At 54.0% G+C, this 23,075-nt stretch carries 17 protein-coding genes; 12 read left to right on the top strand and 5 right to left on the bottom strand.

Features of this window, described 5'->3' with window-relative positions:
• Positions 1 to 75: 75 nt before the first annotated feature.
• A complete protein-coding gene (gene amrS / locus JWZ98_RS15245; protein WP_205450738.1) occupies positions 76 to 1,158 on the top strand; it encodes an AmmeMemoRadiSam system radical SAM enzyme in 1,083 nt (360 codons plus the stop codon).
• A gap of 16 nt (positions 1,159 to 1,174) precedes the next feature.
• On the opposite strand, the gene JWZ98_RS15240 is transcribed toward amrS, so the two are convergent.
• Entirely contained in the window at positions 1,175 to 1,969 is a 795-nt protein-coding gene (locus JWZ98_RS15240) for an EAL domain-containing protein (protein ID WP_205450737.1), read from the bottom strand.
• A 328-nt stretch (positions 1,970 to 2,297) separates the two neighbouring features.
• On the opposite strand from JWZ98_RS15240, the gene JWZ98_RS15235 reads away from it, so the two are divergent.
• From JWZ98_RS15235 to JWZ98_RS15190, 10 genes are all read left to right on the top strand, one after another.
• Positions 2,298 to 3,125: an OmpA family protein gene (locus tag JWZ98_RS15235; RefSeq protein WP_205450736.1), complete on the top strand. Its 828-nt coding sequence runs from the start codon at positions 2,298 to 2,300 to the stop codon at positions 3,123 to 3,125.
• A 23-nt stretch (positions 3,126 to 3,148) separates the two neighbouring features.
• On the top strand, positions 3,149 to 3,697 hold the full coding sequence (locus JWZ98_RS15230) for a V4R domain-containing protein (RefSeq protein WP_051669630.1): 549 nt from the start codon (positions 3,149 to 3,151) through the stop codon (positions 3,695 to 3,697).
• Positions 3,698 to 3,730: 33 nt separating this feature from the next.
• Positions 3,731 to 4,144, top strand: a complete 414-nt coding sequence (locus JWZ98_RS15225) for a roadblock/LC7 domain-containing protein (protein WP_033155353.1) — start codon at positions 3,731 to 3,733, stop codon at positions 4,142 to 4,144.
• 20 nt (positions 4,145 to 4,164) lie between these two features.
• The gene (locus tag JWZ98_RS15220; RefSeq protein ID WP_205450735.1) at positions 4,165 to 4,608 is read left to right on the top strand and encodes a roadblock/LC7 domain-containing protein; all 444 of its coding nucleotides are present in this window, start codon (positions 4,165 to 4,167) and stop codon (positions 4,606 to 4,608) included.
• A 283-nt stretch (positions 4,609 to 4,891) separates the two neighbouring features.
• Positions 4,892 to 7,354, top strand: a complete 2,463-nt coding sequence (locus JWZ98_RS15215; RefSeq protein WP_205450734.1) for a TonB-dependent receptor — start codon at positions 4,892 to 4,894, stop codon at positions 7,352 to 7,354.
• Positions 7,355 to 7,477: 123 nt separating this feature from the next.
• Positions 7,478 to 8,098 carry a YfiR family protein gene (locus tag JWZ98_RS15210; protein WP_033155769.1) on the top strand — a complete coding sequence of 207 codons (621 nt, stop codon included), beginning with the start codon at positions 7,478 to 7,480 and terminating at the stop codon, positions 8,096 to 8,098.
• Positions 8,099 to 8,101: 3 nt separating this feature from the next.
• Positions 8,102 to 11,401 (top strand): PAS domain S-box protein, encoded by a 3,300-nt coding sequence (locus tag JWZ98_RS15205; RefSeq protein WP_205450733.1) that lies wholly within the window; start codon positions 8,102 to 8,104, stop codon positions 11,399 to 11,401.
• A 6-nt stretch (positions 11,402 to 11,407) separates the two neighbouring features.
• Entirely contained in the window at positions 11,408 to 14,128 is a 2,721-nt protein-coding gene (locus JWZ98_RS15200) for an EAL domain-containing protein (protein ID WP_205450732.1), read from the top strand.
• A gap of 55 nt (positions 14,129 to 14,183) precedes the next feature.
• On the top strand, positions 14,184 to 15,026 hold the full coding sequence (locus tag JWZ98_RS15195) for a methyltransferase (RefSeq protein WP_240348010.1): 843 nt from the start codon (positions 14,184 to 14,186) through the stop codon (positions 15,024 to 15,026).
• 226 nt (positions 15,027 to 15,252) lie between these two features.
• Positions 15,253 to 15,639: a nitrogen fixation protein gene (locus JWZ98_RS15190; RefSeq protein WP_205450731.1), complete on the top strand. Its 387-nt coding sequence runs from the start codon at positions 15,253 to 15,255 to the stop codon at positions 15,637 to 15,639.
• A gap of 137 nt (positions 15,640 to 15,776) precedes the next feature.
• On the opposite strand, the gene JWZ98_RS15185 is transcribed toward JWZ98_RS15190, so the two are convergent.
• From JWZ98_RS15185 to JWZ98_RS15170, 4 genes are all read right to left on the bottom strand, one after another.
• A complete protein-coding gene (locus JWZ98_RS15185; RefSeq protein WP_205450730.1) occupies positions 15,777 to 17,786 on the bottom strand; it encodes a TonB-dependent receptor in 2,010 nt (669 codons plus the stop codon).
• Positions 17,787 to 18,344: 558 nt separating this feature from the next.
• Entirely contained in the window at positions 18,345 to 19,028 is a 684-nt protein-coding gene (locus JWZ98_RS15180; protein WP_205450729.1) for a Fe2+-dependent dioxygenase, read from the bottom strand.
• A gap of 3 nt (positions 19,029 to 19,031) precedes the next feature.
• On the bottom strand, positions 19,032 to 19,742 hold the full coding sequence (locus JWZ98_RS15175) for a PepSY-associated TM helix domain-containing protein (protein ID WP_205450728.1): 711 nt from the start codon (positions 19,740 to 19,742) through the stop codon (positions 19,032 to 19,034).
• 117 nt (positions 19,743 to 19,859) lie between these two features.
• Positions 19,860 to 22,052, bottom strand: coding sequence for a TonB-dependent siderophore receptor (locus JWZ98_RS15170; protein ID WP_205450727.1), 2,193 nt, complete (start codon positions 22,050 to 22,052; stop codon positions 19,860 to 19,862).
• A 707-nt stretch (positions 22,053 to 22,759) separates the two neighbouring features.
• Here JWZ98_RS15170 and JWZ98_RS15165 point away from each other — a divergent pair.
• Entirely contained in the window at positions 22,760 to 23,005 is a 246-nt protein-coding gene (locus tag JWZ98_RS15165; protein WP_205450726.1) for a hypothetical protein, read from the top strand.
• Positions 23,006 to 23,075 lie beyond the last annotated feature (70 nt).

The following is a 23,075-nucleotide window of genomic DNA, read 5'->3' as shown; positions in this document are numbered from 1 at the left end:
ATCTTGGGTTTATTCTACTGCTAACTCTCGCCGATAACGACCCGATTTTATGCTTGGGGTTCAAGGAGCATCGCCATGACTACTTTACTCAGCGCGGATACCGCAGCCACCCGTTATTGGCATGTGTTGGCGGACGGCAAAGTGCAGTGCGACTTGTGTCCGCGCTTTTGCAAATTGCACGAAGGCCAACGCGGCTTGTGTTTTGTGCGGCAGAATCTGGATACGCAGATCGTGATGACCAGTTACGGGCGTTCCAGCGGTTTTGCGATAGACCCTATCGAGAAAAAACCCTTGAATCACTTTTTACCCGGTACGCCGATTTTTTCGTTCGGCACCGCCGGCTGCAATTTAGCCTGCAAGTTTTGCCAGAATTGGGACATCAGCAAGTCGCGGGAGATGGATACGCTGATGAGCCGGGCCGAGCCGGAAGCAATAGCCCGAGCCGCACTGGAGCACGCTTGCAGCAGCGTCGCCTATACCTACAACGATCCGGTGATTTTCCACGAATACGCCATCGATACGGCACAAGCCTGCCGGGAGCTGGGTTTGAAGTCCGTGGCTGTGACCGCCGGCTATGTCTGCGCCGAGCCGCGCGCGGAGTTTTACCGCTACATGGACGCGGCCAATGTCGATTTAAAAGCCTTCTCCGAGGATTTTTACCACAAGATCACCGGTGGCCATCTGCAAGCGGTGCTGGAAACGCTGCAATATTTAAAACACGAAACCCCGGTCTGGTTGGAGTTGACCACGTTGCTGATTCCCGGCGCCAACGATTCCGAGACGGAATTGGAAGCCATGACCCAATGGGTGGTCGAGCATCTTGGTCCGGATGTGCCCATGCATTTCACCGCGTTTCATCCGGATTGGAAAATGACTGATACCCCGCACACGCCGCGTGCCACATTATTGCTGGCGCGCAGCATTGCCTTGAAAAACGGCGTGCGTTACGCCTATGTCGGCAATGTTCACGACAAATCGGCGGAGAGCACTTATTGCCACGGCTGCGGGAAAATTTTGATTGGCCGCGACTGGTACGAACTGTCGGATTGGAATTTGGATGCCGCCGGCAACTGCCGGTTTTGCGGATGTTCTTGTGCCGGGGTGTTTAATCCTTTACCCGGCGATTGGGGTGCCAAGCGCCAGGCAGTCAAGTTTTAAGGTAGCGGGCCTGCTCTTAAGACCAGGCATCCGGATTGATTTGGCCGATAGCCTGAAATGTGGGTTTGCAGAATAGATAGCCTTGAAACAGCGTGACGCCGCAGCCCAGCAGAAAATCCCGTTCGGCCTTGGTTTCGATGCCTTCCGCCAGCACTTCGATGCCGAGTTCGCGGCAGATTTGCACAACCCCTCCCACTATCGCCTGTTTGGGTTTGCTGAGATTGATGTCGCGCACCAAATCCATATCCAGTTTCAGCACATCCGGCTGGAATTCGGCGAGTAGGTTCAGGCCGGCGTAGCCCGCGCCGAAGTCGTCGATAGCGGTTTTAAAACCAAAGCGCCGGTATTCGGTGAATATATTGATTAAATGCGGACGGTCGGACACATCCTCGCCTTCAATCACTTCGAAAATGATGCGGTCTTTGGAAAAGTTGTAGCGTTGCGCGGCTTCAAAAGTCGAGCGGATACAGGCTTCGGGTTGGTAAACCGCATTCGGCATGAAGTTAATCGATACAAACTCCTGGATACCCAACCTCGCTGCGCCTTCCACGGCTTTAATCCGGCAGTTTTGGTCGAAGCGATAGCGGTTGGCATCGGTGACTTTGGCGAGTATCGATGCGGCCGATTCGCCGTTAACACCGCGCACCAGCGCTTCGTGGGCAAAAACGGTGCGGGCAAAAAAATTGACGATGGGCTGATAGGCAAAACTAAAATCGAAATCCAGTTCTTCCAGGTCTCGGCAACGGTTACAGCTGGGCAGGTCGGTATTGGTGTTGGTCTGTGGCGAATTTGGTGCGGTATTTTCTGGCATAACGGATTCTCGAAATCGATGTCAGGATGTTGATCATCCTTGCTTGAGCAGGCTTGCTTCCCTGGTAATCGTCATTATCAAGTGTAGCGAAGTTGATGCGAATCATCATTAACTTCGCAAGTTTTCGATTACTGGGTCAAGTTGGTTTTAGGATTCACTGAATTAGTTCAGTGTCAAATTCTAAGATTTAATTATTTGAACCAGCATCAATTTTGATTCTGCAGGGAAACTTGCATATGATAGCCCAACAAATTTAAGTCGGTGCCTGCTCATACTGTCCCTGCAAATATTCAGCAGGCTTCTGGCAAACGGAACTTAAGGGAATTCCATGAAAAAACCTCGATCACTCGATCACGACGGCCTGGATGGCATTATTCCGTCTACGGACAAAGCGCGGCTGAATTCTGCCAATCCGCAGGGCAAATCAGACAAAACCTTTAAAAAACCCTTGCGCCGCAATGTGCCGTGGTTGCTTGGTGTGATTGGTTTGCTGGCCGTGGTGGCGGTTTTAGTGCCTGATTTAGCGCAAAAGCCGCCAGCCATTAGCCAGACCGCAGCCTTGAATAAACCGGCAACACCAGCAACCGGTCCTGAGCCGGCAACCCCCGATACCCAAGCGCCGCAGCCCTCAACAGAAGCCGCTCCAGCCTTGCTTGCCGAGGCTAAACCGGATCAAGCGATTGCTGCGAAGCAAGAGGCGCAACAGTCGGCATCCGGCAACGACAATCCGCAAACATCGGATCCGATGCCTGAGTTACCTACAGAGCCGACCGCGGCGGGTATTCCCAAAGTCTCGCCGGATACTGCGGCGCAAATCTCTGGCACGCGGTCTTTTACTGTGTATTTCAAATTCGATTCCAGCAAATTAACGCCGGAATCTGCGAACAGCAGCAACGAACTATTGAGCGCGGCCAGAAGCTGCCAAAACCGAATCAAACTGACCGGGCATACCTGCAATTTGGGTAGTGATGCCGCCAACGTGCAGTTGGGCGTGACGCGGGCTAATGCCGTTAAAAGACTGTTGGTCGGCAAAGGTATCGGCTCAACAGCCATCTTCACCGCATCGGAAGGTATGAGAAATCCGGCGGCGCCGAACGATACCAAAGAGGGCCAGGCCTTAAATCGTCGGGTCGAATTGCAGTGTGTGGATAATTAACCGAATTGAAGAGGGTAGACGCTATGATACAAAACAGTAAATCAGACTATCAGATAGCCCAGCAGCAAATTCTCGACGGTATTATTTCCGGCGAGTTCGATATCGAAAATCGCAACGATCTGGGCCCGCTGATTCCCATTCGCTTGTTTCAAGCCTTGCGCATGGTGGCTTTGGGTTCAAACGTAGAAGACATATTAGGCCAGGGTGCTCCTTCGCTGGTTTATCATTCCGGCCAGAGTTTGGGTTTGGCGATGGGCCAAATTGCCGCCGCCAATATCGATAAAGACCTGGAAACCTATGTCGGCAAAATCAAATTGCTGTGCCGGCAGCTGAGTATCGGCTTGGTGGTGCCGGATAAAGTGGACTTGTCGGCGGGCGTGCTGGAGTTAAGGGTGGACGAATGCGTGTCCTGCGCCGGTATTCATCATGTGTCGGCGCCTATTTGCCATTTCGAAGCCGGCATGGTCGGCGGCATCGTCAAAACTTTTTTCAATCGTAATGTAAAGGCCACCGAAACCAAGTGCAACGCGCTGGGCGATAAGACGTGTTTAATCCGCGTCGATTTACTGTAGGTTGATAATTATTAAAAGCATCAGGAGAGCAACATGAGTAGTAATGTCCAATTTCTCGATCCGCGCAAATCTCAGAACAACGAAATCGATTCCATCTTGCGCAATCTGATGAACATCCAGGGCGTGTCGGCGGCGGCCATTGTCGATAGCGACGGCTTTGTCACGCATATTCACCGCGATTTTGAAATCAACACCGACGCCATCGGCGCTTCGGTGCAGGTGGTGTTCGGCGCGGCGGCCAAAGCGGCGCAACATGTCGGCCATCATTTAACCAATATGGTGATCTGCGAAAACAACGACGGCTACATTTTATCGACGCCGATAGACGCGGGCTTTATTCTGGCTCTGGTCACCCAGCGGGAAGCGTTGTTAGGACGGGTGCGGTTTGAATTAAAAGAAACCATTCCGGTATTGAAAAAATTGTTCACCAGTTATCTGGCCAATTAACCGCCGTCTAGAGCTTAACTATGCATTGGTTTGAATCGCAGTTGGCGCAGTTGGATACGCTCGCCGACGATTATCTCACCGCGCGCCGGCAACCTGCGGCCGACATCGTCAATGTCAGCGAAGCCACCCGCTTAAAGCGTGCGGCATTCATTGACGCCGTGCAGTCTGTCGTGGATAAAGTGGTCAAGATCAATGGCGTAAGCGCTTGCGCAGCCTACCACGACGGCCTGATTCTGGCCCAATCCGCGGAAGCGCCCAATATGGATGCGTTCGGGGCGATTATTCAGGAAACCATTCGTGCTGCACAGCACGGTGAAACCTCGCTGGGTTTGGGCGAGATCGAACAGATCGTCATTGTCGGTGCCGTCAACAAGCTGGCAATGCTCAGCGTCGGGCCTATCATTTTGTGTATTTCCAGTCCCAAGGGCGTCAATCTGGCCTCTGTGTTAAGTCAGGCTAAATAGACGGCGGCAAGTCTATCCAGCCGTCGTTTCTTCCTTCTCGCCGGGTGCTGGCGAGAAACCCCATCCCCACGTTCGTAGAAATTGCCCTCCGTTACCAACTGAACTAAGCTGTTTAGTGAACGGGGTGTTGTCCCGCGGTTTCATAAAAATAACTAGATCTTCGCGTTATTAACCCGGCCCTATTGGTCGCGGGTATGCCGTCCGGGCTGAGCTCGTCGAAGTCCAGGCTGGTGTGGGCGATGTTTAAGGGCCGGGTTAATAAATCTCACTGGGGGGATGCAAAATGAAAGACTGTGGGTCTCAATTTGGCGTCGGCTGGTCTATCGGACTGGTTTTTGTGTTTAGTGTGCTGCGCCAGCCCTTAACGCTGGCGGCGGAACCCGGCGGCGACTTCGAAGCCGATTCCCAGGCTGGCCGGACGTTTTCGACTGATTTGAAAGCGGCTGACGATGCTGTTATCGACACCCGTCTTTCCGAACAGGCCGATGAGGCCGGCAGGGATGTGGCGGATATGGATCTGCTGGAGCTGGTGAATGTCAAGGTGTCGCCGTTCGATGTGTCTTCCCAGCTTGATAGCGGATACCTTGCTTCGAATTCGGTGTCCGGCTCCCGTTTCGATGCACCGATCAGCGACTTGCCGTTTGCGCTCCAAGCCTTTACCGAGTCGTTCATCAAGGATCAAAAACCCCGCGATATTTTCGACATAGCCCGCTATTCGCCGGGAGTCACTTACCGCAGCAACGACTTCAACGAAGGCAACGCCAACTTGGCCATTCGCGGCTTTGCAGTGGGTTCTCTGGCCGGCGGCAATATTCACACGTTGCGCGACGGCGTCCACGGTCCGTCCATTTTGGATTTCACCAATATCTCGCGGCTTGAAGTGGTCAAGGGGCCGGCATCGTTTCTGTACGGTCAGGTCGCGCCCGGCGGTATCGTCAATGTCATCACCAAAAACCCGCAGCGCCGGTTTGCCGCTGCTGCGGATGCGCGTTACGGTTCCTACGGTGAGTACCGTTTTGATGTTGACGTAACGGGACCGGCTACAAAAAGCCTGTTCTACCGGCTGGCGGCTTCTTATGATCAGGATATGCATTACTGGGAGCCTTATGATGCGCATTCCTGGAACATCTCGCCTTCTTTGCTTTGGCAACCCAGCGACCGCCTGAGTGTCTCGGTAAAATACGAAAACTTCGAAAAAATAGAAGAGCCCCAACTCATGCAAAAGCCCGGCTACAACACGCATGCCGGCGTGTTGCCCACTGCCGCGGACCCCAACCTTTCCGGCGTCGATGTACCGGGTTTGCCCGACAATTGGAACAGCATGGCTTACAGCGACTATCGGCGTAGCCACACCCACAATCTCAGTACCTGGATAGACTTTAAGGCCGACGAACATTGGAATCTGCGCACCGGCTATTCGCATCTGGAATACGATGTCGATGCCCTGTTTACCGGTAACTTGGGCATGAGTAATAACACGACGTTGATGCAGGGTCGTCGAGTCAGGCAGCAAGCCTACAGCAACCGTGACGACACGATAGAACTGCAAGGCGTGGGTAAGTATGACCTGGGCTTCGCCAGTCTGCGCTTGCTGCTGGGCGGTCAATACATTGACCGCAACTTCCATCGCACCGCCGGCCAGGCACCCAACGATCCGGCCTTGGGCAGCAATCCTACCGCTTCGCCCTTGCCTTTGTGGGATCTCGGCAATCCCAACACCTGGAACCGCCATACGGCGATACCCTTATCCCGGCTGACGACCAGCCTCACCGACGAGAACGTGAACGCTGTCGACAAATCGGTCTACGGCAGCTCTACCTTCGGTTTTTTCGATGACCGTTTGCTGCTGTTGGCCGGTTGGCGCTGGACATCAACAGAAAGCCAATACACAAACCGCCTGACCGGCCAAGCACAGGGCGCCACCGCAAGTGCGGTCACGCCCCAATACGGGCTGCTCTTCAAGCTGGCACCCGAATGGTCGTTGTTCGCCAGCTACGCGGAATCGTTCGTGCCGGGTACTTTTCCGGCCAACAATCTGGACGGTAGCACGTCGATTCCCAAGCCGACTGAGGGCTGGGGTTATGATGTCGGCATTAAAGCGGACTGGTTTGACGGTCGTTTGTCCAGCACGCTGACTTACTTCGAGATCTTAAATAAAAACATCGTCAACGATATGGCGTTGACCAATTCCGCCGGCGGCATCACCATTTACGGTCTGCAAAGCGGTGAACAGCGTTCCCGGGGTATTGAATGGGACGCCACCGCTAAACTGACAGACGACTGGCAACTGTATCTGTCCTACAGCTACATGGATGCCAGGATCACCGAATTCAGCGGTCAGGACCATGCCATCCTCGCCCAAGACCCCGGCACGCTCGATGCAGCGGGGCTGGCTAACTACAAGAACGTCAATCGCTTCCACAACGCCCCGCTGCAAATGAGCGCGCCGCATCTGGCCAACCTTTGGACACGTTACGACTTTAGCATTGAGGCGTTGCGCGGCCTGCATTTGGGCGGCGGTGTCAATCTGGTCTTCGATCAGACTTTGTTACCCGATAGCCCGGCTAATTCGCGGCAGACTTATGCTTTGTTGAACGCCCTCATCGGTTATACCTGGGAAGTGGGAGGGCATAGTATGAGCGTGGATCTGATGGGCAAAAACCTGCTGGACGAACAATACCGGCCTTCGCAAAGCAGCCGTAGCAGGCCCCGCGAGTTGATGATCAACTTTTCGGTGAAGTTTTGATACCGGGGCTAAGACTATGACACTAGCCGACTATCGGTACTGTTTCGCAGCGGCAAGCCGGTTAGCATTGGGCATTGCCAATGTTGGGCGCTATGCCGGATGTGTTACGCAAGGAGTGCGGTTTTGAGTGCTAATTCATCAGGGGCTTGCGATCAATGTGCAGGCAATAAGCTATGTCCGAGGCGCCATGCCAGGGCGGCCCTTTGGCTTGCTGCCCTGTTGCTGCTGCCGGGTTTGGCAGTCGGCCAGGAGGTGATAGTCGATAACCCCTACAAAGTAAAAGCGGCCTTTCTGCGTAATTTCGCCCATTACGTGGTCTGGCCGAAACAGGCGCTTCCCGCCGGAAATGCGCCTTGGTGTATCGGTGTGCTGGGGCCTGATCCGTTTGGCGATATTTTAGAAACCACCTTGCGCGGACGAACGGAGCAGGGCCGTGGCTTTGTCATTGTTCGCGCCGCCACGGTGGCAGAATTGCCGCCGTGTCAGATTGTTTTCATGGCTTATGCGGATGCCGCAAAGCGGCGCACGGCGCTGGCGGTGTTGAAACAGCAACCGGTTCTGACGGTCAGTGACGAGCCGGAATTCTTGCCGGATGGTGGAGTCATAGGATTTGAAGTGACGGATAGGGTGCGGATGAGCGTCAACCTCGATCAAGCCCGAGCGGTTTCCTTGACGATTCAGACCAAAATGTTGGAAGTGTCCAGTGAGATTTTGGAAAACGGCGAGCTGCGCCGAATGAGATAAGTCATGTCCATCCAAGCCACTATTTACAACAGACTTGCGGCAGTGCTCTGGGGGGCGGCGCTGTTGGCGTTCGTGTTGGCTGTGGCGGGGCTGGCACTGTTTCACAGTATGACCCTGGAACAGCGCGTGCGGCAGATCATGGAACCTTACGCGCAGTTGGTCGCTGTGGGCACTGAGGCGGCGGTGGCTTTCGAAGATCCCTCGCGGGCTCAGGAAGTGCTGGATACCTTGCGCGCCAATCCGCAAATTCAAGAGGCGGATATTTTTTTAGATGATGGGCGGATGCTGGCCAGCCTCAACCACACTGCCTCCGAGCCGCCGCGGAGTACGCCAACCTTAGCCGATGGCATTTATCTAAACCACGATGCCGCGGAGTTGTTGCAGGGTTTAGGCAAAGGCGGGCGGTTGCGCATCGTGATGGGTCTGGAGCAATTGAGTCAGCAAACTCACCAGCTGCTCTGGTTATTCGGTGCCGGTATGCTGGTGCTGTTGGCCGCTACCTTAGGGCAACTGGCGGTGCTGCGGCGGACTATCATTCAGCCGATTGCTTCCTTAACCGTCGCTGCGGAGCGGGTTCGGCTGTCCGCCGACTACCGGCATCGGGTTCCAGTCGTCGGCGCCGATGAATTGGCGCGCTTGGGGGAAAGCTTCAACGCCATGTTGGAAGCGGTTGAAGAACGTGAAATGGCATTGTCCCGGCTTAACGCCTTTCATCGTACGATTTTGGACAACGCGGCCTATGCCATCGTCTCTACATCCTCTGACGGCACGGTTACCAGCTTCAATTTAGCCGCGGAGCGCTTGTTGGGGTATACGGCCGACGAGTTGATAGGCCAACACACCCCGGCACTTTGGCACGATGCAGCCGAGATTCAACAGCGTGCTCAGACATTGTCTGCAGAACTGGGTGTCTTGATTAATCCGGGATTCGAAGTGTTTACCGCGCATTCTCAACGGGGTCTACGCGAAGAAAACGAGTGGACTTTTATCTGCAAGGACGGGACGCGCGTGCCGGTCAATCTGTCTATAACGGCTTTACAGGGGGAGGGCGGCGCCGTTAGCGGGTTCGTTGGCTTGGTTTATGATCTGACCGAGCGGAAACAGGCGCAGCACCAGCTGCAATTGCTGACTTATGCCCTGGATCAAGTGAAGGAATCCATATTCCTGATGCCGGGGAACGATCCGAAATTTCTTTATGCGAATCAGGGGGCCGCCAACCGATTAGGCTACAGTCGAGATGAGCTTACCCGCGGTATGGGGGTGTTCGATATTGATCCCAGCTGGTCGCCGGACGTGTGGGAGAAATTTTGGCCGGTGCTGTCCGTGAGTCGCCAAATGCAATTCGAAACCAGTCACCGGACACGTGATGGGCGGGTTTTCCCGGTGGAAGTGACCGGTAACTGTTTTGAGTTTGATGGCAAGACATACAACCTGGCGATTTGCCGGGATATCAGCGAACGCAAAAACGCCGAGAAATTGTTGTCGGAATACGCCGCGATCATTGAATCCACTGAAGATGCCATCATCGGTAAAACTCTCGATAGCGTCATTACCAGCTGGAACAAGGGGGCGGAACGCATGTTTGGCTATAGGGCCGACGAGATCGTCGGTCATTCGATTGCTATTTTGATACCCGGAGAATGCCAAAATGAGGAGCGGGAAATTCAGGATAGAGTCAGGCGGGGAGAATCGATTAGGCATTACGAGACGATCCGCCGCCGTAAGGATGGGCAATTGATTGACGTTTCGGTAACGGTGTCGCCGCTACGAAATTCAAAAGGCGAAATTGTCGGGGCTTCCAAAATTGCGCGCGACATCACTGATCGCAAACGCGCAGAAAACGAACTGATGCGCTACCGAAACGAGTTGGAAAACACTGTGCAGCAACGGACGGCGGAATTGCTGTTGGCTCGCGACGCCGCCGAAGCGGCTAATAAAGCCAAGAGCGTATTCCTGGCTAACATGAGCCACGAATTGCGCACGCCGATGAACGCGATTCTCGGTTTTTCCGCCATTCTGCTGAAAAATGCCCGGCTACAAGACGGTGATCGCGCCAACGTCGAAATTATCAATCGTAGCGGCGAGCACTTGTTGAACTTGATTAATGACGTGCTGGAAATGGCCAAGATAGAAGCGGGCCGGGTCCAGTTGGAAGATGCGCCATTCGATTTGGGGGAAATGGTGCTGGATGTGATGAAGATGATGCAGGTACGCGCGGCCGAGAAAAATCTGCAAATAGTCGTCGATCAGTCTTCCTCATTTCCGCGCTATATCATCGGTGACCAGGCCCGCTTGCGCCAGATATTGATCAATCTGGTGGGCAATGCGTTGAAATTTACCCAGCAAGGCGGGGTGGTCATACGCTTGTCCACCAAGAACAACGCCATCGCCCATCTGTTGATTGAAGTGGAGGACTCCGGTCCTGGGATTGCCGCTGAAGACCAAAAGCATATTTTCGAACCGTTTGTGCAGATAGGACAGCTGGCCGACAACAAAGGTACCGGGCTGGGCTTAAGCATCACCCGCCAATTTGTGCAATTAATGAAGGGCTCAATCAGTCTGGAGAGTGCACCGGGGCAGGGTTCGCTGTTTCGCATTGATGTGCCGCTAAAGCAGGCGCAGGCAGCCGATATTAACGGTTTGTACCGATCGGAAGAACGCACGGTGCTGGGGCTGATGCCGGGGCAGGATAATTATCGGGTTCTGATAATCGAAGATCAGCTGGAGAATCGATTATTGCTGGTGAATCTGATGGAGGCCGTGGGCTTTCAGGTTAGGGTAGCCGAGAACGGCGAGTTGGGCGTGGCATGTTTCCAAAGTTGGCAGCCACACTTAATCTGGATGGACAGACAGATGCCGGTCATGGATGGTTTGGAGGCGACCAGAATCATTCGAAGCTTGCCGGGCGGTAAACAGGTGAAGATAGTGGCGGTCACGGCGTCGGCTTTCACCGAGCAACGGGCGGATATTATGGCGGCCGGCATGGACGACTTAATCTGTAAGCCTTACCGGGCCAACGAAATCTATGATTGTCTGAGCAGGCTCTTGGGCGTGCGCTATGTTTATGCCGACCCGCCGGCAATGGTGTCCGAAGATGTGATTTTGACGCCGGAGATGCTGTCGGTCGTGCCGGCGAATTTACGCGAGGATTTGCAGTTGGCAGTGAATAATCTGGATAGCGAGCGTATAGGCGGGATTATTCAACAGATTGCAGCGTACGATCTGCGGGTGGCCGCTGCATTGACTCGGCTCGCCGAAGCTTATGAGTATCCGACTATTCTTAATCTATTGGGAACTAACTAAAACATCATGGTAAATGCAGGCAAAATTCTGGTCGTTGACGACACTTCGGCGTCTTTGAAGTTGCTGTCGGACCTGCTTAAGGCTGAAGGGTATGAGGTACGCTCGGCGATAAACGGTGAGCTGGCTGTTAATTTTGCTACTGCCAATCCGCCTGATTTGGTGTTGCTGGATATTCTGATGCCGGGTATGGGAGGCTTTGAGGTTTGCCGTCTGCTCAAAGCGCATCCGGATACCCGCCATGTGCCGATTATTTTCATCAGTGCGCTGTCGGACCCGGAAGAAAAAGTCCAAGGCTTTGAGCTAGGCGCGGTGGACTTTGTCACCAAGCCGTATCAACGTGAGGAACTGCTGGCGCGCGTGCGCACACATTTGGAAATCGACCGGCTGCGCAATCATCTGGAAGAGTTGGTGGAAGAGCGTAGCCACCAACTCCTGGAGAGCGAGAAAAAGCTCAGAGCCAGTCTGAACGATCTGGTTGCGGCCCATAGCCTCATGCACACCTTGCTGCGGACTATTCCCGATCTGGTCTGGTTAAAGGATCTGCAGGGTGTGTATATCAGCTGCAATCTGCAATTCGAACGCTTATACGGCGCCAAGGAAGCCGACATCGTCGGCAAGACCGATTACGAATTTACTTCCAGGGAGCTGGCCGATTTTTTCCGGGACCATGATCGCAAAGCGCTGGCCGCCGGCAAGGTTTGCGCCAACGAAGAATGGCTGACTTTCGCTGATAACGGTTACTACGGCTTGTTCGAAACGCTGAAGACACCGGTATTGAATCAGGACGGCAAACCGATAGGCGTGCTCGGCATCGCCCGCGACGTGACCGAGCGTAAAGCGGCAGAAGCGAAAGTCCAACGCCATATGCAGCTGTATGCGGCCTTGAGTCATTGCAATAAAGCCATCGTCCACAGTGCCGATGAAACCGAACTGTTTCTGGAAATTTGCCGTGCTGCCGTGGAGTTTGGCGGTATGAAAATGGCTTGGGTTGGCTTGTTTGCGGCCGATCAGTGCTCGATACGCCCGGTTGCCAGTTTTGGGGAAGGCGCGGAAGAGTTGGCTACTATCGATATGTGCATGGATACCGCCAGTGCTTTCGGCCGCGGTCCGGCCAGCGTGGCAATCCGCGAACAACGCCCTTGTTGGTGTCAGGATTTTATTAACGATCCGATGACCGTGCCGTGGCGCGAACAAGGTTTGCGCGCCGGCTGGGCGGCGTCGGCTGCGTTGCCTTTACTCAAAAACGACCAGGCGGTCGGCGCATTCGTACTGTACGCCGACGAGGCGAACGCCTTCGACGATGCGGCGCGCGACCTGTTGGTCGAAATGTCCATGGATATTAACTTCGCCTTGGAAAATTTCAGCCGCGCGTTGGCTCAAAAACAGGCGGAAGCCGAGATCGAGCGCCTAGCGTTTTACGATCCGTTAACCAATCTGCCGAATCGCCGTCTGCTTTACGACCGCCTGCAACAAGCCATAGTCACCAATGCCCGGCATGATAAGCATGGCGCGGCCTTGTTTATTGACCTGGATAACTTCAAAGCGCTCAACGACACCAAAGGCCATACGATTGGCGACTTGCTGCTGATCGAGGTTGCCCAACGTCTCCGAGAATGCGTGCGTGAAGGCGATACCGTCGCCAGGTTGGGCGGTGACGAATTTGTGATGATATTGAACAGCCTAAGTGCGGACGAAACCCGTGCGTCTGCCCATACCAAAATGCTGGCGGGTAAAATTCTTTCTGCCATTAATCAGCCTTATTCGTTGCAGGGATACGATCACCATTGCTCGGCCAGCATGGGTATCTGCATGTTTCGCAACCAACATATTACGGCAGAGGAATTGCTGAAATACACCGATACCGCGCTTTACCAAGCCAAACGCGGCGGCCGTAACAAGCTGCTGTTTTACGATCCGGTGATGCAGGCCGCTTTGGAAACCCGCGCGGTATTGGAAAGCAATTTGCGTGTGGCGCTAAGCGAGCAGCAATTGGTGCTGTATTACCAGATGCAGGTCAACCGCGCCGGTCAGATTCTTGGCGCAGAAGTCTTGATACGTTGGCTCCATCCCGAGCGCGGCTTGGTTTCGCCTGCGGAATTTATTCCATTGGCCGAGGACACTGGCTTGATCTTGCCGATTGGTAAATGGGTCATGGACTCGGCTTGTGCGCAGCTCAAGGCTTGGGAAAACGATCCGCTTAAGTCTGAGTTACAGCTTGCTGTGAATGTCAGCGCCCTGCAGTTTCATCAGGATGATTTCGTTGAGCAAGTCCGGCTTGCCCTGGCGCGCTGCGACTTGAGCCCTAATCGGCTGAAACTTGAGCTCACCGAGAGTTTGGTGCTGGATGACATTGACGACGCGATTGTGAAGATGCAGCAACTGCGTGATTTTGGCGTGCGTTTTTCGATGGACGATTTTGGCACCGGCTATTCGTCGCTGAACTATCTGACCAAGTTACCGATAGACCAATTGAAGATCGACCAGTCCTTCGTGCGCAATATCACGGTATCCCAAAGTGATGCGGTGATTGTGCAAACCATCATCGGCATGGCCGATAACTTGGGTATCGAAAGTATCGCCGAAGGCGTTGAAACCGAAGAGCAGTTGACATTCTTGGAACGGCAAGGCTGTCAGTTATATCAGGGCTACTTGTTCAGTAAGCCGATACCGTTGGCTGATTTTGAAGCGCTGTGCATTAAAAAGCCGGAGTCTTTTGGATTGCCTTGAATATAAGCCGAATGCAAAGAGGGCTGAAGCGACTGTGATTCGAATACTGCTTGCCATGGTTGTTATCGCCGCGCTGGTTGCCTGTCCTGCGTCGGAGGACGCACATTCCACATCGACGGGGGCGGGGCCGGTGCTGACACTGGAAGCAGCGGTTGCCGGCAAGTGGCGCGACCCTGCCAATGTCGCCCGCGACAACTGGCGGCATCCGTTGCAAACGCTGACGTTCTTCGGCGTGAATCCTCAGCAGACTGTGATCGAAATTACGCCGGGTTATGGCTGGTACGCGGAGATTCTGGCACCTTTGCTTCGGGAAAACGGCCATTACATTGCCGCGGTGATAAACCCTGAGAGTGCCGTCAAGAACAGCGCCAAACATTATTATGCAAAGCAACTCAACGCGCTTGAGCGCAAATTGCGTGCCTCACCGAGCCTATACGGTAGTCCGGAGATTCGGCTTTATGACGAAGCCAAGCCGACATTTGGCGCACCCGCTTCAGCGGATGTGGTGCTAACGTTCCGCAATGTCCATAACTGGCGGGAAGCGGATAGCGTGGCATTGATGTTCAAAGGTTTTTTCGACGTGCTTAAACCTGGCGGTACGCTGGGGCTGGTCGAACATCGGGCAAACGGCGATGTGGCGGACGACGATTTTTCGGGGTATATCGGCCAAAATCAGCTGATTGCCTGGGCCGGTGCGGCCGGCTTTGTATTGCAGGCTGCCAGCGAGATCAATGCCAACCCGTTGGACAGCAAAGACCGCGAGGGCGGCGTGTGGCGCTTGCCGCCGGCATTCAGCCAAGGCAGCAAGGATAGGGATAAATACGCCGCGATCGGGGAAAGTGATCGAATGACCTTGCGGTTTATAAAGCCTGGCGCGGCGCTTGGTGCGGTGCAATAGCTCAGCTAGCCCAAAAAAAGCCACAGGGCACAAGAGCGGGCATCCAGCGCCATGGACGGCAAGCTTCTAGCTACCCATGCAGTCTGGATTTCGGCAATCCCTGCCGAAATGACGACTTACGGGACGTACCTTTGAATTAGCTAACGGCTGACGCTAACGTTGACTATTTCGACATGAGGGCGTTTACTCCACAGGAAATTTTCTTGGTTATAAAGGTGCCGAATCGATGAACGAAACACTGATTGCCGTAGCTGTTGAAAAGGATGGGAATATTGCGCCACATGCCGGCAGGGCGTCGCGCTGGCTGGTCTATGTTGCTGGAAATGCAGCGGAAGCGAGTCTGGCTTGGACGCTTGATCTAACCGAGATTGGCAGCCTGCATGAATGGCATGTGCGCGGCGACGGCAATCGGCACCCGCTGCATTATGTGGATGTAGCGATTGCCGGGTCGGCGGGAGACGGGGTAAAGCGTAACCTGCTGGAGAGAAATACCGAACTGCATACCACCAGCGATACATCGCCATTGAAAGCGGTGGCCGCCTATCTGGCCGGCGAACTTGTCGATGGCCTGCCGCATGAGGAAGCACATTGCCTAAAAACTAGCGATCAGTGATTCGAACTTAAATAGCGTCGCTCCCGCACAGGCAGGAGCCCAGTTACCGGACTTGGTTCGCTACGCGGCCCTTGGGCTCCAAGGAATTTAAGTGGCCGTGTCAATAACTAGGTCGGTGCTGTCGTTTTACTACAAACTCAAAACTCCCAAACCACTTTGCCGTAAACACCGCGTTGCACTTCGGTGGCTTGGGTGAAGGTTTCCTGGACATATTCCAAATGCTGGTTATCCAATAGATTTTGGCCGACCAGCGATAGCTCGACAGCTTGATTCAGCTTCCAGGCCAGGCGCAAATCCAGGGTGGTGTAGGCTCTAATATAGGCTGGCCCGCTTAGGGTAAAGGCGCTGGCATTGTCCACATACCGCAGCCAGGCATCCAGGGTAATGTCCTCGGTGGGATTGAGCATCGCGCGCAACGAGGTTTTGTGCTGCGGCGATACCGCTTCCTGGTAATACGGATTGCTGAAAAGCTCGGTTTTAAGCACGCTATAACTCAGGTCCCAGCGCCACCAATCCAGCATCTTCCAAACCACTGCGGTTTCCACGCCATAGGTTTTGCCTTTGCCGGTGTTGTCGATGATCAAAGGCTGTTTGATAAAAAACGGCACATTTGCCGGGTCTGTCGCCCCTGGATGGTAAGAGCGCAGATTTTCATAATCGTTATAAAACAGCGATAAATCTATGGAAAAACTATTGCTGGGCGTGTATCGATAGCCGGTTTCATAGGCCAGCACCTCTTCGGCTTGGAAAGCGTTGGAACCGGTTACCGCGAGGGCGAGCGGTAAAGGCGTGCTATTGGGGTTGGTCAGCGGCGGCACGACTTGGCCGATCAGTTCCATGTGGGCATCCACTCGCGACGGAATGCGCACGCCGCGGGAGACCGCCGCCCACAGGCGGTGATTGGGGTCCGGTCCCCAGAGTAGGCGGGCTGTAGGTTGCACTTCTATGCCGGTGTAGTCGTTATGCTCCAGTTTGGAACCCAGCGTGAGCCACAGCTGTTCGTCCACCAAGGTTAATTGGTCCTGCAGGAAGGTACTGAAATAACTCTCGCCGCGTTGAGGTGGCGTGAAATTAACAATACTCTGCTTAACTTGGTTTTCTTTGGTGTAGGTATACCGATAGCCAGCCCCCCAGACTATGTCGTTCCAGTCGTTTAAAGCAAAGCGGTGTTGAAAATCCACATCGCCGGTATAGCGTTCCTCTTCAATATAACTTTCTCTGCGGTCGTAACTGTCAAAGTACAGTTGCAGGGCGTAATTGGAGGTGTCGGAAATGCGATGTTGCAGACGACTAAGCAAGTTGCCGCCAGTGGCTTGGACCTGGTCGGAAATGGTTTCTCGATAGGGAGTCGTGAGCGCGGCTAAACCGATTTGTTGGTTTAAATCGCTATGATAAACATCGCCTTGCACGGTGGCGGAGTCGGCGGCGGACCAGTCTGAGTCTATGCGAAAGCCGCCTTGCATTTTGCTCCAGGCGTCGCCGGCGGGCTGGCCGGCAGGTCTGCTGAGGGCGTCGCGCTCAAAACCTTTGATATACGCCCGGCCGCTGGTGGTTTCGTTGAGTTTGCCGCCGTAACGGAATGAGCCGAAGCCGCGTTCCTCGCTGCCGCCGCCGGCACTGAGTAAGCCGCCTTGGGTATCTGCGGCATGTTTGGTGATAATGTTGATCACGCCATTCACGGCGTTGGCTCCCCATAGCGCTGCCCCGGAGCCGCGAATTACCTCGATGCGCTCCACGTCTTCCAGCATCACATCTTGCATTTCCCAATAAACACCCGAGAAAGCCGGCGTGTAGATATTTCTACCGTCGATCAGCACCAGTAATTTATTGGAAAACCGGCCATTAAAACCGCGCGAGCTGACTGCCCATTTGTTGGCGTCTATGCGGCCGACGTCAATACCGGGCGCCAGACGCAGTGCGTCGGGAATGTTAGTGGCGCCGGCGCGTTTGATGTCGTCGTTGCTGATGACGAATACCGCAGCCGCCGCATCGCCCAGCGCTTGGGCTTTTTTTGAAACGGATGTGATTTTTACCGATAGCAGTTCTTCTATATTCAACTCGGTTAAATCGGTATCGGCCGAAGCAATTTCCGCATGGACAGCCAAACATAGCGCACCTATCCAAACGGTGTAAAAGGTATTTTTCATTCTGTAGCAAACGGGGCATGGCGAGAGACAGAGTGTCTCTCGGGTTAATTCTTCAGTTGCAAATGTAGCGCAGCATCGGTGTATCACAAAGTTTTTGTAACATTTATTCATTCTACTTTGTTAGATGCGAAAAGTTGCTGGCCATTCCGGCAGCGATTGGCGGAATCCAGGCCCCATGGCTGGGACGAAGCTTGCCATCCATGGCATTGGATGTCCGCTCTTGCGCCGTTAACTATCGTGGTTCCCGCCTTAGCGGAAATGACGAATGCAAGGTATTAAACGCTGGGTAAATGGGTCAATCTAATGGCTGACAGTGTTGCTGATTGTAAAGATTTGGTGAAGCGTGGGGCGCTGAGGGCTAAGCAAATGGCGGAGGGCGAATCCCGTTGGCCGTTGGAGGGATGAAGTTAAAGTTTTCAGCGGCATGCCAACTGAAGTGGCAAGAGGACTGAAGTTGACGCGGCTTGTTGTTACCCGGCCCCTACATATTGTCGCTCCCGTTTTCGCGGGAATGAAGATACTGGGCCTATAAGAGCCGGGATAACCATCAGGCGTGTTTCACACCTCCGCCCACATCCTTAGCAGGTTGTGGTAACAACCTGTCAGGTTGACGGTCGGGGCGCTGTCGCCCTGCGTGTTGCGCAATTCGAGGATAGCCATATCCATTTCAAATAAAAGGCGGCGACGCTCGGTTTCCCGTACCATGCTTTCCAGCCAGAAGAACGAGGCCAGCCGCGCGCCGCGCGTCACCGGCGCCACCCGGTGCAGGCTGGAGCCGGGGTACAGCGCCATATCCCCAGCCGCCAGCTTCACGGCATGCTCGCCGTAGGTGTCTTCGATGACCAGTTCGCCGCCATCGTAACTGTCCGGGTCGGCGAGGAAAATCGTCGCCGACAAATCGGTGCGCACCCGTTCGCCGCTGATCGGGCAGTGGCGGATGGCGTTATCGATGTGGTTGCCGAAGGTGTTGTGTTCACCGGCATAGCGATTGAACAAAGGCGGGAAAATCTTTTTCGGCAGTGCCGCCGACAGAAACAGTGGGTTGCGATTCAAGGCGCCCAGCAAGATGGCGCGGGCGGCGTGACTTTGCTCGGTTTGCTCCGGCAGTTGCCAGTTGTTTTTAACCTGTGCCGACTGACTGCCGGCAGTGATGCGGCCATCCGCCCAAGGAGCGTCGGCCAGAATGTCGCCAAGCTGTTGCAGTTCGGTAGAGGAAAGAACTTCCGGAATTTGGATCAACATCGTCTAGCCCGAGATGGCTTGCATGGCAAAAAACACCGCCAAACTCATGGAGCCCAGCCCTAAGCCGGCGGCGGCTAAGCGGTTGCCGTGCAGCCTGGTCCACAACAAAGTGCCAGTCAAGGCCAGCAGGATCAGGCCCCCCGCCAAGGTATCCACCAACAGGACCCAGCCGACGCCCATGCCGGTGCCCTTATGCAGATTATTCAGAGTGGTCAACAAGTTTGCCTCGCCTTGCTTGACGGTGACAAAGGCGTTGCCTTCCCAGTAGTCGGCGGACAACATTTTTTGCGGATTGCGGATGTTGATTTGCCAGGATGCCGGTTGCTGAACGGCTTGATTGTTCCAGGTCACGGTTTTACCGGGTTCCTTGCGGATTTTGGCGTGAGATGTATCTACACTTAAAGTTTGGCCTAGCCAGGCGGCCAGCGCTTTCGGGTCCGTGGGATGAGGTTCCGGCAATGCCAGTTGAATTTCTTTTTGTTCCATGCGGCCGATGGGGATTTTCAGTACGTCGCGGTGGTTCATTAAAATGCCGGTAAAACCGAATAATAAGCCCAGCGCCGCGCCCCATAGCCCGAACCAGGCATGGGTGCGGCGCAACCATTTCAGGAAGGCGCCGCGCGACAGGTTTTTCGGTAAAAACAGATAGCCGCCGTTGGTTTTCTTGGGCGGGCGGGCGGCTGGCGTCAATAATGAATCGGTTGCGGTGTTCATGGGTCGGGTTCCAAAATCTGACTATGGCAATTGCAAATAAGGGTTTTGCGGATCGGTGGAACGGTTAAACAATCTCGCTACTGGCGGATGTTGCTTAACCGTTCAAACACGCAGCGTTTAGTATTTAAAGCTCACCGTCAATTGCCCGGACACCGGCATGCCCGGCAAGGCCGAGTTGGTTTGTCCGGATTCGTAATAGACGGTATCGGTCAGGTTAAACACGTTGAGCTGCACGTCGTAATGTTTTTGGTGATAGGCCACCACAGCATCCAGGCGGGCGTAACCCGGCAATACCGCTTCGTTGACACTGTCGGCATAGCGGTGGCTGGCGTAGTACACACCGCCGCCGACTTCCCAGTTGTCGGTCAAGTGGTAGGTGCTCCAGGCTACGCCGCTGTGTTCCGGCACGTTGACGGCCGTCATCCCCTCAAACGATTTCACTAAGCCGCTGACCGAGCCGGTTGCTGTTGATGTAGATTTGCTGATTTTCGAATCAAGATAAGCATAGGTCAGCGATACATCCCATTTCGGCAACACTTCGCCGGCCAGACCCGCTTCGAAGCCATCCGTGCTTTGCTCTCCTGCGAGGATTTGCAGATTGGCATCCAGCGGTGAGGTAGTGCGGGCATTGGTTTTTTCCAGGCGGAACAAAGCTGCGGTAGCGGACAGTTTGCCGTCGAACAACTCCCATTTACCGCCGATTTCGTAGTTGTGGTTTTGCTCGGGCGGCAAGTTGGCATTATTGGCCGAGAGACTGAGACTCTCGGCGGACGGATTGAAGGATTTGCCGTAACTGAAGTAATAGGACTGCGCTTTGCTGGGTTGCCAGACGATGCCGCCGCGCGGGCTCCATTGATCGACACTACTATTGAAGTCGGCGGTACCTATCCTGTCTGTCTGTTGCGCGTCGAACACGTCGTAACGGGTGCCGGCTAACAGTTTCCATTCCGGACTGATCTCGAATTGATCCAACACATAGCCGGCGTAGGTTTGGGCTTGCGTCAGTCGATCAGTGGCCAGCGTGCCGCTGAAGTCGTACGCCAAGCCGGTCACGCTGGCGGTGAGGCGCGGATTGAATATCGACACCCGGCTGACGCCGGTCGAGTTTTTCGATTTGAAATCGTAGTCTTCCCAGCCGAATTCGCTACCGAACATCAAAGTATTGTTAAAGCCGAACAAGGGTTTTTTATAGACAAAATCGGTCTGGTTGTAGATGTTTTCCTGGGTGTTCAGGCGCAAGGCTTGCGAGCGGGCGATAGTACCGGCATCGGCGCCGCTATAGGCCGCTGCGCCGGAATACAGATGCGTCAGGTATTTGCGTTCGTAGTCGCCGTAGCGGATCGAGTTTTTCACCGAAAAATCCTGGTTGAAACGGTGGGTTAATGCCACCGTGGCCACATTGACATCGGTGTCCATCATCCGGTTATCGGTAAAGCCATAAAAGGTGTTGATAGGCACGCCGGCCGGCCGGCCTCGATACATAGGCACGCCGTAATCGAATACGCCTTCTTCCTGTTGATGCAGCAGGTTTAGGGTCAAATCGGTATCGGCGTTAATGTCCCATTTGAACGAAGGCGCTATTCCCCAACGGTTGCTGTAGTTGTAGTCGCGGTAGGAATCGGCATCCTGGTACATGACATTCAGCCGGGCCGATAAATCTTGATATTTGGTTTCGGCGTCGATGGCGGTGCGTTTGAAATCGTACAAGCCATAAGTAAAGCTGCCGTTAATACCGGTTTTGCCGGTGGGCTTTTTCGCAACCTGGTTAATCACGCCGCCCGTGGCACCGCGGCCGAATAAAATCGAGGAAGCGCCTTTCAGCACTTCGGCTTTTTCAATGAAAAAGGTGTCGCGATTGTACTGGCCGTTGTCCTTGACGCCGTCCAGGTATTGATCCGAGCTAGCGGCGAAACCGCGCAAGGTAATCGAATCGCCGGTCCGGCCGCCTTCGCCGGCGGCAATGGTCAGGCCGCTGACGTTGCGTAAAGCATCGCGCAGGTTGAAGGCGTTTTGCGACTCGATCAGTTCTTTTTTTACCACGCTGACAGACTGCGGAATGTCGCGCAGCGCCATCTCGGTTTTACTGCCGGTGGTCGAGGTTTCAGCTTTGAAACGAATGGCTTGCTTTTCGCGGTTGGCTTTGACTTTGACGTCTTCCAAAACCACTTCTTGATCATTGTTGGCCGCTACTTCGGCGGTCGGGTCGGCGGCGAATGCCGCCCCGCTCAGAGCCGCGCCCAGCGGCACGAGCGCCCCTAAGCGCCACTTGGCAGGGGTGTTTTTTTTAGTGGTCGAATGGTTTGCAGACATAGTATTCCCGTGACTAAATAAATGTTGCTGGCTGCCTGGCTGGGAATGCTGGGTGGCTAAGATTTTACGAACCGACAGTTATTGTCCATCGGTTATTGATCGCTATTCGAGCTATGCGGCTCCAAAAAGCCAAGAAATAAGATCATTCTCAAATAATAACGATTCTCATTTTATTTTTTTTGAAGCTAATGTCAACTCCGGAATTTGTGTGCAGACCGTTTCCCCATTCGAAATCAAAGTTTGGGTAGGCTTACATCTTTGAAAGCATTCGAGCCGTTTCGGGAACTCGGTAGCCTAAAGGTTTGCGGAAAGCAGCCTTACGCCTGCAAAAAAATGGCGAATTAACGGCTGAAATTTTCAAGGGCGAAGAAATACTTTACTTTTCAAATGAGAATAATTATCATTTGAGTCAGATTAAAAATCAGCTGCCGTGACGTGAAAAGATTATTCCCCTTATTTAGAGAACCCGAGGCTGTGCGCTTGGCAATCGCTCCGGAAGTTTTGGCGGCGTTGGTCGAAAAAGGCGAAATCCATGCCACGGATTTCCGATGTCTTGATCTAGGGTCGAAACAAATCGTTTGGAAAATGTTCTTGTCTCAGGCAAAAGCCAAGCTCAGTCGTGGTTTAGCGAATCCGGAGCGGCAATAATTTTTAATGCGCTTAAAAGTTTTTACCCAATCCCAGACGATTTTTGAAGGAGTAAACGTATGAGCAAGAAACCCTGTACCCACGAATGTTTGGCGGCGACGGAGTTAAGTAAGGTATTGATTTGCCGCGAATGCGGCGTCGTCCACCTGCATTTGCAGAACATGTCCTTGCGCCTGGAAGTTGCCGACTTCCTGAGCTTTGCCGACACCATGTCCGAAGCCGCGCACCAGGCTAGAGCCGGTCAAAAAGACAAAAGCAAACGCGCCGGATTTACTGTTGTTAAATCCAGCTCCAGACTCAACTAGCGAAACGCCACTTGCCGGAAAATCCCCGGAGGTTTTCCTAAAATAGTCGCCCTTGAATAAATCAATTGGT

This window comes from Methylomonas sp. EFPC1 (genome assembly GCF_016925515.1).
Classification (GTDB): Bacteria; Pseudomonadota; Gammaproteobacteria; order Methylococcales; family Methylomonadaceae; genus Methylomonas; species Methylomonas defluvii.
The sequence above is the reverse complement of the archived record's forward strand: the minus strand, read 5'-3'. Positions and strand labels throughout refer to the sequence as shown.